This window comes from Mycoplasma simbae ATCC 49888, assembly GCF_000702705.1.
Lineage (GTDB): Bacteria > Bacillota_I > Bacilli_A > Mycoplasmatales > Metamycoplasmataceae > Mycoplasmopsis > Mycoplasmopsis simbae.
On sequence record NZ_JNJG01000007.1, the window covers coordinates 35,996 to 51,055 of the forward strand.

General features: G+C 31.0%; 7 protein-coding genes. 4 read left to right on the forward strand and 3 right to left on the reverse strand.

The window, feature by feature from the left end:
* Window positions 1–49: 49 nt before the first annotated feature.
* Genes mgtE through T329_RS0102310 form a run of 3 tightly spaced genes read right to left on the reverse strand, consistent with a single transcriptional unit; the run spans window position 50 to window position 2,385 of the window.
* Window positions 50–1,495, reverse strand: coding sequence for a magnesium transporter (gene mgtE / locus T329_RS0102300; RefSeq protein ID WP_029608833.1), 1,446 nt, complete (start codon window positions 1,493–1,495; stop codon window positions 50–52).
* Window position 1,496: 1 nt separating this feature from the next.
* Window positions 1,497–2,084, reverse strand: coding sequence for a diadenylate cyclase (locus T329_RS0102305; RefSeq protein WP_029608834.1), 588 nt, complete (start codon window positions 2,082–2,084; stop codon window positions 1,497–1,499).
* A gap of 1 nt (window position 2,085) precedes the next feature.
* Window positions 2,086–2,385: a hypothetical protein gene (locus tag T329_RS0102310; RefSeq protein WP_029608835.1), complete on the reverse strand. Its 300-nt coding sequence runs from the start codon at window positions 2,383–2,385 to the stop codon at window positions 2,086–2,088.
* A 168-nt stretch (window positions 2,386–2,553) separates the two neighbouring features.
* Here T329_RS0102310 and T329_RS0102315 point away from each other — a divergent pair, with 168 nt between their 5' ends.
* The 4 genes from T329_RS0102315 to T329_RS0102330 all read left to right on the forward strand — a co-directional run bounded on the left by T329_RS0102315 (window position 2,554) and on the right by T329_RS0102330 (window position 15,046).
* Window positions 2,554–3,045 (forward strand): deoxycytidylate deaminase, encoded by a 492-nt coding sequence (locus T329_RS0102315; protein WP_029608836.1) that lies wholly within the window; start codon window positions 2,554–2,556, stop codon window positions 3,043–3,045.
* Between the two features lie 364 nt (window positions 3,046–3,409).
* A complete protein-coding gene (locus T329_RS0102320) occupies window positions 3,410–12,526 on the forward strand; it encodes an SGNH/GDSL hydrolase family protein (protein ID WP_029608837.1) in 9,117 nt (3,038 codons plus the stop codon).
* Between the two features lie 49 nt (window positions 12,527–12,575).
* A complete protein-coding gene (locus T329_RS0102325; protein WP_029608838.1) occupies window positions 12,576–12,806 on the forward strand; it encodes a YneF family protein in 231 nt (76 codons plus the stop codon).
* A 167-nt stretch (window positions 12,807–12,973) separates the two neighbouring features.
* A complete protein-coding gene (locus T329_RS0102330) occupies window positions 12,974–15,046 on the forward strand; it encodes a hypothetical protein (RefSeq protein WP_029608839.1) in 2,073 nt (690 codons plus the stop codon).
* Window positions 15,047–15,060: the final 14 nt, after the last annotated feature.

Consider the following 15,060-nt stretch of genomic DNA (forward strand, 5'->3'; position numbering starts at 1 on the left):
GACCAAAAAACACGTTTTACAGTGTAAAAAAACGTGCTTTGCACGTTAATTAAATAAATATTTTTAAACAAATAATTACAGCTGCAAAAATTACCAATGTTGAAATTAACTCAGCAAAAGATTGCAGTAATACTAATGAAGCATTAGATGGGTCTTTTTTGCGTTTGTAATACATAATTGGAATTAGCGCGGAAATGAATTGAGCTAGTGTTAAAGCTAACACGAATGCCAGTGAAGTTCCACATATAATAGCTCATGCACGAGCTGAATTTTGAGCTAAATCATTAGTTGCGGCAAGGAAAATCGATAAACGGCCAACATTAATTAAGGCTAAGCATGAACCTAAAGCTAAGCCGACAAGTGTTTCTTTAAGTAAAACTTTATTGAAGTGTTTGTTTTCAATTAAGTCCATGGTTAAGGCGCGTTTAACTGTAATATTGGTTTGTGCGACACCATTACGAATAGCAGTATTAATTGAAGGTACAAACACCATTAATGAAATAATTAAAGATAATGTTGGCAAGATTAAATCAAGTTTAAAATCGCTTATTACTTCTTTGAACAAGAAATAACCACTCACTTCTAGAATTGAAGAGAAAAGTAAAATCATAATTCCCCATAAAATTCTGCCTCTTACAAGTGAATATCAGGGGGTTTTTAAATAATCGTCTGGGTCTGAAGATTTGGCGTTAATTCCGGCCATTTTGTATAAATCTTCAGTTGCTGCTTCATGAATTACGTCAATAACATCGTCGCTAGTAATCATTCCAATTAGTCTGTTGTCTTGGTTAGTTACTGGCAACACTGACATATCATGTTCACTAAAAATTTTAGCAGCTTGTTCTTGCTTTTCATTAGCCATAATCGAAGTTACTGGTGAATAAATATCATCAATTTTGTCACTAGATTTAGCAAAAACAATTTCTTCAAGTGTTAGCACACCTAAAAGTTGTTGAGTAGGGCTAACAACATAGTAATAATGCACTAATTCTGCCTTGTTTTTTGCATAATCACGTCTAATTTTGAATAAAGCTTGCTCGCATGTGTATGTATTTTGAATAAAAGAAATATCAATACTCATGATGCTTCCAACTTCATCTTCTGCGTATGAAAGCAATTTGTTGATTTCGTTACGTTTATCTTGAGGTGTATAAGCAATAATTTTGCTGGTTACGTTGGCTGGTAATTCTTCTAAAACGTCAGCTAATTCATCACTTTGCAACTCTTGCAGTAGTTTCATGCCTCATTCTTCGCTAAAACTCAAAGCTAATTGCGTTTGCTGATCTGACTCTAGGTATGAAAAAACCTCAGCAGCGTCAGGAGTTTTAAGCATTCTTAAAAAAGTTAATTGCTCGTCTTTGGTTAATTCACCTAAAGCGGCGGCAATATCGGCATTAGGTACTTCATCAATTAATTCTCTAGCGCCTTTAATACTTTTATTGGCAACAATTTCTTTAATTCGTTCATGTATTTGAATATCTTGACTCTCGTTCATTTTAATCCTTTAAGTATTTAATTAATTGTTCTTGGAATTGTTCTATTCTTATTTTGAAAAATGTACCGTTTTTTACAAATTTAACATCACCAGTTTCTTCGCTGACAATGATAGTTAATGCATCACACACTTCACTAATACCCATAGCCGCACGGTGGCGCGCACCATAGTGGTTGTCAATAGACTTTTTAGAAATTTTATAAAAAGTTGCTGCGTAATAAATTTTGTTATCTCTAATTATTACGGCTCCATCATGCAATGGCGATTCTTTATTGAAGATAGCAATTAGCAATGATGAAGAAATATCGGCATTTAAAATTATCCCATCGGTACGCAAACTATCAATTAAGTCACTATTTTCAATTGTAATTAATGCCCCAATTTTGTTTGCTGAAAAATGTTCCACAGCCTCACGCAACTGGTTAATTAGTCTAATTTGAGTGCTTGAACCAAGCTTGTCAAAACGACGTTTTGCGAATTTAGCTTTCACGCCTGTAATTAAACGTGGCAATAAAGTTACTAAAATATTTATTGCTACCAGGGCAAGTAAAATGTAAATAATAATATCTCGAACTAAATCTGAATGCATATTATTGTCCTAATCTCCCAATAATTAAAGCAGTTAATAGTGCAACAACAATTATTCCAATTGAGATTGAAATTGATAGAATTTTACTGATTTTTCTTTTTTTGTATTCACGTAAATCAATTTTATTATGGTTCAATAAACACTCTTCATGTTCGCATTCTTTTTCACTCATTTTATCTAGTTTAACGAGTGCTGGATTAGATAAAAGTTGTTTGTTTTCTTCGTGTAATTGAATTAAAAGTTCTCTTCGTTTTTGAATTCTTTCCGCCGCAATAATTGGGTCACGTTCAATAGATGCCATCTTAACTCCTTAAATATATAATTTAATTAATTATAGCTTAAAAAGCATTTTTCAGTATTTCAAAGTAGATATGTTTTTGGGTTTATTTTTTGCAATATTGAATCTATCAAAACACACATTTTTACTCATAAATGATTGAAAAATGTATATTAATGTATAATTATGGCCATGAAAAAAGAATCACTATATTGAGATGGCTATTTCATGGCCTTAGCCAAAGTTTCGGCTTTGCGTTCTAAAGATCCTAGCACACAAGTTGGAGCGTGCATTATTGACAAAGATTTAAAAGTTGTAGGTTTGGGCTACAACGGTATGCCTAAAGGAATTGATGATGCTTTTCCATGAGAAAGAAGTGCTGAGCACACTAAAGAAACTAAATATCCTTATGTAGTTCACGCCGAAGTCAATGCAATCATTAACGCTTTTGGCAAAACTAAAAACGCAACTTTGTATACATCATTGTTCCCTTGCTCAAACTGTGCTAAAACAATTGTCCAAGCAGGAATAAGTGATATTATTTATGAATCAGATAAATATCACGATACTGAAGATGCTGAAATTGCTCGTAAAATTTTAGAATCTTGCGAAATAAAATGTCGCAAATTAGAAATTGACACTAACGTAAAAGTTAGCGTGGGCGATAAACAATTTAACTCATAGTGCTATAAAATAGCTTAATGAGGCATAAAATAATTAGTTTTTAAAAATAAAATAAAAAAAATTAAAAATTATTTGAAAATTATTAAAAAATTGATTTATAATAATTATGCACAATAGCTTGAGAAAGCCATTGTTGCAAAAAGGTTAAAAACCAAACATATTTTGAACATTTTCATTTTTTTATCCAAAATCGCAATGTTTACCCCTTTTTTCCAAGCAAAGCGAATCAATTAAAATTTATAATAGGAAGAGCATCTTGTCAATGCTCTTCTTTTTTTATCTTCAAATTTGCAAGGGTATGCAAAAAGCTTGAAAAAAAGTTATTGATATATAATATATCAATACATATAAAGGAAATATCAAGATGAAGAAAAAAATATTGCGTGGTGTGTTAGCATCCCTAACCGCTTTGACAGGAACTGTTACTTTAGCTACGTTTTTAAGTTTAATACCAACCAAGGAAAAAACACTTAAACAAACATCAGAAGTAAAACAAAAACAAAAAAAAGATGTTGTTAATACTTTGATTCCATCTTTGCCTTCTGGAAAGCAATCTGAAACAATTCGGCCAAATCATAAAACAACCGAATTAATTAGTTTATCTGATCGAAAATATTCTTCGTTAGCAATAGCACCAGATCAAAAAATTTCTTATGTTGCTTTAGGCGATTCAATTACCGCTGGTTTTGTTGCACGACTAGATAAAGACTATCCTGGAAAATTCGAAAATGGCCAAGTGCACGGATTATCTTATCCTGCTTATTTAGCGCAAATGTTTCAACAAATTAATCGTTTACAAAGCTTTGAAAACTTTGCAGTAACTGGCTCAACTTTTGCCGATTGAAATATTTTACTTAAATCACGTGGACAAGAAGCAAACTTAACTCAAATTGAGTTAGCTTTAATGCGTAAAAGATTTACAGCTAATTGAAAACAAAAATACACTAATCTTGTACAACAATTAAATAAATCAAACTTAATTACTGTTTCGCTAGGTGCAAATGATTTTATGAAAACCGTAGCCGAAAGCATCGGTAGTTTTCCAATTAGCGAAATTGTCAAAGTTATTAATTCGCAAAATGCAAATTACTCTGAAATTACACGACTTCTGAGTGAATTATTCAATACATTATTCACCAATATTCAACAGCGCCAAGACCTTTTCATCAAACAATTACGTGCTTTAGCTCCTAAAGCAAATATTAACTTTATAGGTTTTCCTACTCCTTTAAGCATGATTTTTGACATGCTTGATCGTCATATAAATAAATATAGTGACAATAAAGGAATTAGCATTAGTTCAATTTTGATTGATCTAGTCAATAAAAAAATCAAATTTACTGCTAACAGTAATAAAACTTACTTCATTAACCCTTTTGACCATGATTATTGAATTGCTAACCATAAAGTTTTGGTTAACACACTTTTTGATATTCACCCAGGAGCTAGGGGCTATAAAAAAATTGCTCAAGACATTTTTATTAAACTAATTAATCCTTCACGTGATCAAGCTGAATTAATTAAACATGGAATTAATTGGGATAAAAAATATATTCAAAGTGACCAAGAATCATTTTTAACTCAAATCCAAACCACTCAAAAACCTTTTGAAATTATTGACAAAATCTTTGGCAATGACAAAGATGCATTTATTGTGGCTAAAGATAATCTATATGATGCTCAAAAAAATAAACTTAGTCAACAAAACTACTTCCGTAGAGTGTTAAACTCAATTGCTTTTGAAGAAATTGTTTTTGAACAAATTTTGCCAACTCTATTGCAAACCAAGTTTTATCGTTCAATTGATCCAGATCAACTATTGAGCAACTTTTTAAACAAAAACAATAAAGAAAACCTAAAAAGCTTGAAAAAATGATTCAAAGATTCAAATATTGTTGCTAATTTATTACAAAATGTAGAACAAGCATTTTGAAACACAGACTGAGACAAAGACGGCTTACCAGGTGCTAAAGACTATAGAATTAATTATTTAGCTCAAGCTTTTAGGGATGAACTAGGTAACGAGCAAAGAATTATTGGATATATTTTTAGCCTAACTCAAACCAGCGTATTTACTAAACACTTAGCTGAATTTAAACAAATTGTAAAAACATTGCTAACTAATTTAGTGGCCCATGATTTCACAACTGATAAAGTAGCTAAGTTGGTTAATTTATTCTATAAACCTGAATTTGCGAAGGTTATTTCGCGTTCAGATGTAGAAAAATTAATTTTATTGGCCTTAAATTCTGAAACATTAAAACAAAATGTTGCCGATATTATTGAAAATATCATAGCCGATAGCAAACTATACGCCACCAGCCAAAGCTTTGAAGATTTATGATTTAAATTTATCCGTAACGAAAAAAATACAGCTTCAATTAAAAATATTTTCACTTATATTCTTAAAGATTTTGTGGCTCAACCAGAATTTAAACACATTTTGGCGCGTATAGGATCAAACCTAGTACACAATTTCCCTCAATATTTTGCTAACATTGACCCAGATTTATTGGGTGAATTCTCTGCAGATGTGTTGAATCTATGAACTCGATTAGATTCGCAATTTAATCTAGTAGAAATTATTTCAAACTCACTAATTTCGCAATTACAATCTAAATTGCCAAACAAATTCAGTGTTGAAGAATTCGGCAAACAAACTTTTGGCGCGCTTGCCTCTCACTTTGACTCACAAAACATTGAGCAAACTGTTTTAAACCTAATCAAAAGCGCTTCACAAAGTAAAATTGCAAAATACAAACCAATTCTAAAAACGCTTTTATCTAACTTATTACAATATTCAAAACAAAATTCACACAGTTTTGTTGAATTTATCAATTCTATTTACTCAAAATTAGGCACAAACATTGAAGCCTGAATTAGCAGAGACAATTTCACTCAACTGATCAATAAAACAATTAAATTTGACGAGTTTGGCACATTAATTGAAAGCGTTATTGATGCATTTGCTAGTGCAAATGAGCAACAAATTCAACAAGCAAATAATTTATATGAGTTAATACGCACTTTATTTGTCAATGATGCAAATGTAGTCGTAGCTTTAAATAATTTGGTTGCCAAAATTTTAGAATTACCTGAACTCAATCCAACTATTGCTAAAGGTTTAAGTTTATTACCAATCCAAACAGATCAAGCAGATATTGATTCGCTAAAAAATCTAGCCAAAACACTATTAAAAAATGAAGATTTTCTTGCCATTGAACGTGATTTTATTGATAATGTTTTACTTTCGCCAATTGCAACAGTAGAAAATTTTGACTTTAACGCAAATATTAAAAACTGACTTGCAAATGAGCAAGCTAAATCAAACCTAAAACAAAATCTAACTAAACTAGCAATTAATATTACAAAAAATACTCATTTTATTGAAATTATTGCTAATATTAGCAAAAAATACCACGATAGTCAATTCCCTAACACTAACAACGTAACCAAAGAGCAATTTGTAAATCTGTATTCAACACTGCTAGCAGATTTAGAAAACTTCAATAATGAAACAAATTTAATAAATGATTTAATTAATTTATTTGTTGATGAACTAGCAACCAATGGTACACAACTTGACTTAAATGCCCTAATTCAAAATATTTTAGCAACGCTAACTAAAGCAACCAACAGTGAAGAAAAAATCGTAAATATTGTTAAATACTTAGCAAAAAATAACATTTTAACTCAAAATAAAGAGCTTATCTCCACTTTAATTTCTAATGTTATTAGCTCTCCACAACACGCGGATAGTATTTACAATAAACTTTACTCACTGTTGCCAACTAACATTCAAACATATGTAGCTAAAGACAAATTTTTGACCTTAGCTCAAAACACTTTTGCCAGCCAACAATTCAAAAATTTTGCCAATAACTTAATTGATTCATTAGCAAGCATTGAATACTCACAAATTCAAAACCAAAACACTATTTTTGACATTTTGAAAACATCTTTGCGTGGCCAAAACGTCAACAATTTAGTTAATTCAACAATTGATTTAGTTGTTGCTATTTTAAGCCAAGAATCATTTGTGCAAATTATTCAACAAAATCAGAAAAATTTACCGGTTTTCATTCAAAATATCAATGTTGAAAGTCTGATAAATCTATCTAAAGATGCATTAAGATTTGAAGGTTTAAAACCTGTTTTAGCAAGCTTTATCAATGATGCTATTTTCAATAATGAAACAACATTAGACAAGATACTTGACTTTGACTTTTTATTGAAAAAATGATTGCAAAATGAACAAAATGAACAAAACTTAGCACAACAGGTACCTAAATTAATTATTAGTTTTAGCCAAAATCAAAACTTAATAGATGTTTTAGCCACATTAGCTCATGATCAATTGCAAAATTATGGCGCACAAGCACAAAACATCACTAAAGATGAATTAAAACAACTAATTCAAGCGGTATTAACTCAAATTGAGCCAATCAATAACTCAACTCAGATTTTTAACACGCTTTCAGCTAAACTTGTTGAGCAAATTAAAATAAACGGAATTAGAGTTGATTTTGCATCCGTTTTTGCTAACTTAAATCAACAAATTTTTAGTCCACAAAACATAGAAGCAAACATATTAGCGCTATTTAAGCAACTGGTTCAAAGCAACTTATTAGGTAATAACAAAGATGTGTTAGCTAAATTAATTATTGCTTTTTCACCTTCACTAAAAGATTACGCATTGAATTCTAATTTCTTAGAAAAAGCTTTAGGTGAAAAAGCAATCCGTTTAATCAACCCAGAACACACAAATGCAATCATCACTAAATTAATTAATGAACCTGAATATGCTCAATTGATTACAATCTTAATTGAATTGTTTACCACTCTACCGATTGAAAAAGTTAACGAGCTAAATAGCTTAAATGATTTAATAAAACTGCTTTTTGCTCAACTTGATCAATCAAATATTGGTTCACATTCAATAGCTTTATTGCAAAAAATATTGGATTATGATGAAACTAGCCAAATCTACGAGCAAATCAAGCCTGAATTACCAGTAAAACTTAGATTTATTTCGCCTGAGCGTGTAAAATGAGTAATTAAAAACTTACTAACTAACCAAAATCTACGTGAACTTGTAAAACATTTTATAGATTCAACAGTAATTGAACCTGATTTTGATTTAACAAAACTTAGAGACTTTAACTACATCGTCCAAAAATGATTAGAATCAGATTCAAAACGTGAATTTGTGGCTTCAAAAACTAAGGCTATTATTCAAGCATTGATTCAGCAACCTGATTTTGCTGATATAGTGGCACAATTTGCCTACAATGAATTAAAAGAAGTTAAACATTTAGCAAATAATATTAATGAAGAAGAATTTAAAAACCTAGTTAAAATTGCAATCAATAGTCTATCTAACCTTGAAAATGATCACCATTTCATTTCAACTTTAATTGACCAAACATTGGCTAATTTAAGTCAAGAAGGTACCAACGTTGACTTTAGCAAAATATTGCAAAGCGTTGTAAATTCAGTATTTTCATCACAAAACATTGAACAAAGTATTGTTAAAATCATTAAACTAAGCCTAAAATCACCAAATGTACAACAAAGCAAAAATGTCTTACAACAACTTGTTAAAAATACAGTTAGCTTCCAGCCATTTGTGCAATTTTTAGCACAAAAAACATTTAGTTTATTAGAATCTAAAGTTTCGCAAACATTTACTCAACAAATTTGACAACAAGCCTTAAATGCAGCTTTAACAAGTGAAAATCTAGCACACATTACACAAAATCTTTTTGAGGCATTATTTGCCATCACATCTGAAAATTTAGATAATATCAACACTGGTCTAGATTTAGGTGCACAAGCGTGAAAAGTAGCTAATAAAGACCAAATATTGAGTGATTTAAGTCAAATTTTAATTCATTTTATTGACAGCGAACAAGCTAACACAATACTAAACGAAGTTGCATTAATTATCTTTACAAATCCAACCAGCGAGCAATTGCAAGCGTTAAAAAATAGCTTCAAAGCAATTATCCAACAAGAAAACTTTAAACCGTTATTGACCAATTTCATTGATAATGCTTTATTAACACAGGGAAGTCAAAACTCTGATTTTACTGACTTTAATATCATTATCAAGCGTTGGTTCAATTCTCAAGAAAACAAACAACAAATAATAACAAAATTAAGCACTCTTGTACAATCATTGCTATCTGATTCATCAATAAAAGAGCTATTAGCATATTTGTTATTCCCTAGTTTACAATCCGAATCAATTACAATTGAAAAAGTAAAATCATTCGTCAATGATGTAGCTCAAAAGTTAATTAATTTAGAAACATCTACTCAACTTATTCAAAAAACTGCGACCACATTTGTTGATGAATTAGCACTAAATGGTAAAAATATTGATTTATCAAGTGCGATATTTACATTATTAAAATCACTATTTACGCAAGGAAATAGCACTATTGCATTTAACATTGTCAAAGAAACACTAAAAGATGATTTTGCTAAAAAACATGTTGATATACTGAAATTTTCAATCAATAAACTGTTAATTTACGCTAAAGATACTGATGCTGTGTGAACAAGCATTTACGAATTAATGGGTGTTAACGCCAAAAATACTTTAACATTGGAACAATTTAGCTCATTAAACAAAAAAGTTTTAGCAAGCCAAGAATTTTCAGGCTTTGTGGACAAAGTCATCCAATTATTAACACAAATCAACACCACAAACATAGATACAGCAACCAATATTTTCGAACTAGTTAAATTAGTGTTCAAAGACAACGTGAACACCGAATTGATTCAAGCAATTTCAAATGTGGCAAAATTTGTTCTTCAGCAACAAGAATTTGATCCAGTTATCACTAAATTAATTACAAAATTGCCAACCTCACTCCAAGAAATTGAATTAAATTCAGTAAAAAATCTGTTTAATTTTGCCTTAGATAATCAAAACTTTAAAACGTTATTGACTGATTTTATAAATAAAGGTTTATTTAATGAGCAAACTACAACTGAAAATATTTCGGATTTTGCTAGTCTAATTCAACGTTGATTTAACCAAAATCAAAGTCTAGACAATATTAAAGAAAATATCAAGAATTTATTTGTTGAACTTTCAACCAATCCCGATTTTGCGACACTGGTAGCAACAATCGGATTTGCTCAATTGAAGAGCAATAATTTAGCAACAAATATTACTTTTGAGGAATTCAAGCCATTGGTAGTCAGTGCATTAGCTAATTTATCGCACTGAGAAAACAACACCAACTTGCTTTCGCAAACAATAAATACTTTTATTGATAAATTTGTTGAACAAGGCACAAGTATTGACTTAGTTGCTTTAGCTAACTCAATAGCTACCACAGTATTTACAGGCGAAAATGCAGAACGTAATATAGTCGGAGTTTTAAAAGTTTTAGCAAACGCAGAATTATTGCAAACACATAAAGAAGTATTGATCAAACTATTGAAAAACACAATAGAATGAGCAAATACCAATGTAAATATTGCGCAAAGTATTTATTCAGTTTTAGATGAAAAAACCAAAACTGAAATCTCTAAATACATGAGTGTAGATGAGTTTAAAGTTGTAATTAATGACACACTAGCTCAATCTTCAACAGAAATAGCTGCTTTAATTGAAGAATTAATGAACATAGCTATTGCAAACTCTCAAAGCATTGACGCAGCAACCACAGCTTTAGATTTAGTAAATGTGATTTTAAAATCTGAGCAAAATGAACAAGTTATAGCAACTAATTTAGAAACTATTTTATTAAGAGCTCTAAAACATGAAAAAATATTCAACTTGCTAAACGGATTATGAAAACAACACATAAGTCCATATGGAGTTAACACTGAAAGTGCTGAAAACGTCAAATTTGCTCGAGATCTGTTCGAAGAAATTCCTGAGTTAATGCACTCTCTAGGAGTAGTTCCTTCAATTATTAAAGCGGTTAAAGTTACAGCCACTGAACACAATACTTTAACTGAATTTGGGGCTAACTTTACACAAAAATTACTGAAAACTTTTGATTTAACTAACTATAAACACATCCAAATTCTGTTGCGTTCAAAAACTTTAGCAGCTAATAAAGATACACTTAAAGCAATTATTTTAAAAATTGTAGAAAGCATTACCACTCAAGATGAGCAATTGCTAAAATTTGCACAAGACTTTGGCTTAACTAGCGGATTAATTGGTGCAGGTTTAACTGAAAAAGATGCACATGATACAGTTTTAAAAACATTTAAATCTGATGAGCTAAAACAAGTTTTAACAACGTTTTTAGACGAAATATTCCAAAATAGCGAAGAATATGCAAGATTAACTTCTTGGCCAGATGCTTTAGTTAAGTTCTTTAATTCAACCAATGCGGATGTAATCAAGCGTTCATTGAAAAGCTGAATTAAAAAATCAATTACTGAGCAAAATAATTTAACTTACGCATTAGGTAAAATTTTAGCCAACACAATGCGTAAAGGTAAAATTGCACTGCCAAATGAAGAAGATATCAAAGTACAAAAATTCATTGATTCGTTCGCAAAACAAGCAGTAAATACTCAGATTTTAGACAATATTGTTGATGAATTATTCAACACACTTAAATCAATTAATCGCTATCCATTAAGCGAATTATCAACCAAATTACAAGAAGCATTTAAAAAAGGCGCCCTTAAATTTATTAGTGCTGATGATGGCACAATAATGCTAGGTAAAATCTTCGACAACATGAATGTATTTTCACAAATTCTAAGCAATATTGATGGTGCAGCCTATGTTGATTTTGTAAACTTAATTTTTAAATACTCACCAAAAAGCTTCAATGAAGGAATTTATGGCATCATGTTTGCTAAAAAAGGATCTGGAGGCAACGGTGGCACTAAATTCAACGCAACTAGCGGTTTTGGTGGAATACTTAAAGGAAAAGTGTCACAATTTATCAAGATTTTTGTTGAGCCAATGGTTAAACAATTCTACAAAGAATTGACAGATAAATCAGGCACATACAATTCTATTAATGAGCTAAAACAAAACTCAGCTGGCTATCAAAGTTTATGACGCTTTTATGCTTTTATTGCCCAAATCATGTATGAAAATACACCTTCGGGACTATTTTGAAACGCAACAAACACAACTTCAGAAGCAATGATTATGGATGCCTACATGCAATCCTTCAGATCGCAAGCTGGTCAATATCCAGACTTAACTAACAAATATAGTGGAGACAAATTAGAGTGAATTGGGTTGCAACGTAACAAACAGCCATTAAATTACTATATTTCAGGGTTGCAAATTATTACATGAGGTTGAAGCAAATATAATTCACGCGCTAACGGTCTAAGAGATTATTTCTATGGTCGTGACCACACACTAGCGTATATTTATTGAGGCGATAGCCCTGATAAAAAATACAATTCAAGTAAAAAACTTAAAGAAGTGTTGCTTGATGATATGATTAAAGGATATCAACCTGTGGATACCAAATAAAGTTTTGAAAATTTATGGTAAAATAGGTTAAAACTTATTAGGAGGCTTTATGGGATTAACAGGATGAGTACTAACATGTATTTTCGTATCCATAACAATGGGACTAATTGGTGGTTTAATTGGCTTTTTTATCGCAAGATCTAAAATTCAAAAACAATTAAAAGAAAATCCTCCAATTACCGAAAAAATGATTAGAGCTATGTATTCACAAATGGGTAAAAAACCTTCAGAATCACAAGTTCGTGCAGTTATGCGTTCAATTGAAAACGCTAAAAAATAATGAAAAACGCATTTATTTGCGTTTTTTTGTTCATTTTCAAGTCTATTTACTTATTTTGCTAATTTGCCAAATAATATATAATCATATTGATTAACATATACCTTATTTTTTGACTAATAATCATTTTTTTCATGCTATATAAAGCATTAATAATAATCGGAGTAATAATGAGAAAAAAACTTAATTTATTCCTACTTTCATCATCAATTTTAGCACCTACAGCATTTATAGCTTCAGCGTGCACAAGCACTAAAGATGAAACAGGAACACCTGGAGGCCAAGTAAAACCTCCTTCTAATGGTGGCAGTGATAAACCTACCCCACCATCTGGTCCAGTTACACCAGCACCAGAAACAAGAACTTACACACTTAATAGCGTTGGTAGTGAAATGAACGCTGATGAAGTTGAAGCAAGACTTGAAAAACTTAAAGAACAACATAAATCTAACACTGAAATTTGAGCTTATATCAACCAATTTTTAACTCAACCAGTCGACGCAACCAAAGCTACATACCTTTCAGCTGAAGTTGAGGGCAGAAGCTTAAAAGTTAAATTCAATAACGCACAAGGCGTTGAATCAAGCTTTGTACTAAACGGCTTTGAAGCTTATGTGGCTCAAGAAGGCGAAACAGGCAAAATTGAGCGTGGTAGAGTTCAAATTGGAGATATCAGCATCAACACAATAATTGCAAGAAATGCACAAAAAATTGGTGCGATCAAATTCCAAGAACTATTCACCCAAGAATTTGACCGCGTTAATGGCGATGGCTCAAAATTATTAAAATGAGCTAAAGATAACCAATACTTAGATATTGAAGGGGAATTTGGCGAAAATTCACAATGAATTTACACATTCCACCGCAACTCACACAACCATGGTGATGGTAATTTCCACGCATATATTTCCGCGGAGAAAAAAGATACCGGTAGAGTTTACCGTGGTTTTGATGCCGAAGGACATCCAGGTTTTACTTTATATGGTTGAAACCGTATTGCTTTAATTGAAAATATTCACATTTACAAACACAATGTTGTAAATGAAGCTGGTAGAAAAATCAAAGCAAGCGACTTTATCACTGAATTAAAAGAAGCGGCTGATATTACCGCAAAATTAAACGTGATTAAAAAATATTCATCACAAGATTTTGAAGCTTTCACATCAGGTAATAACTCTCAAATTGATTATGAAATTACACCTGTTGAAAAAGCAGATGAATTAAACCAAGTAATTGTTAAAATTAAAGTTAAAGGTAAAGGTGCAACTGAATATACAGAAGCCAACACACACGATATTGTATTTAACAGATTCTACACAGATGTTCAAATTGGTGAATTAAGATTGAACACATCTCAATACACAAATGGCAAAGTTAGTGCAGAAGAAATTAAAACATGACTAACTTCAGCTTCTTCAGGCGCACACCCAACACTAGCTGAAAAACAAGCATTTAGTTACACATTCACTAACGTTACTCAAGAATCTGAAGTGGAAGCTAAAATTAGTGAATTAAGAGAATCAGAAGACGAAAGTAATAGTGAATCTACAATCGAGGGCTTAAAAGAATTAATTTTAAACTACGATATTGAAGATAATGCAGACAATTTATACACAGCAGAGCAAGTTGAATATGCTAAATCATTGAATGATGTGTATAGAAGAGGACAATTAACACCTGGAAAACTTACTCAAGCAGTTAATGCTGTAACAGCCGCAACTACACTTGACGATAAAAAACAAAAACTTCAAGAATTAAGTACATTAATTCAAGAATCAAGAAAAAAACTAATTGAAATTGTTGTTGAAGGTCGTTTGAAAAAAGCAAATGAAAGAATTGCTCAATACACAAGTTCAAATATTGCACACGAAAACCTTAAATCATACGTTGCAAGAGCTCAAGAAGTAAAAAATGGAACATTTAAGCTAGAAACAGTTGCAGATGTTTTAACTGCTATTGACACTGAATTAGAAGATTTCCTATACGGTGATGCAAATTCAATTTCGTTTGCTGATTTGAAAAACACACTAACTCAACGTGTTGGCTTCAGCTTTAGCGGTGAAGAAACACCAGCATACACATATGAGTTTTTAAGCAACACAGTAGCAGTAAAACAACACACATACACAATTAAATCTGAAACAATTAAGGATTATGTAACACTTTCACTAACTGTTAAAGTTACAAAAGTAGCGGATAACACTTCGCAAAACATTACATTTAACTTAATTTTGGCAGAATAAATATTTAGGAGGGA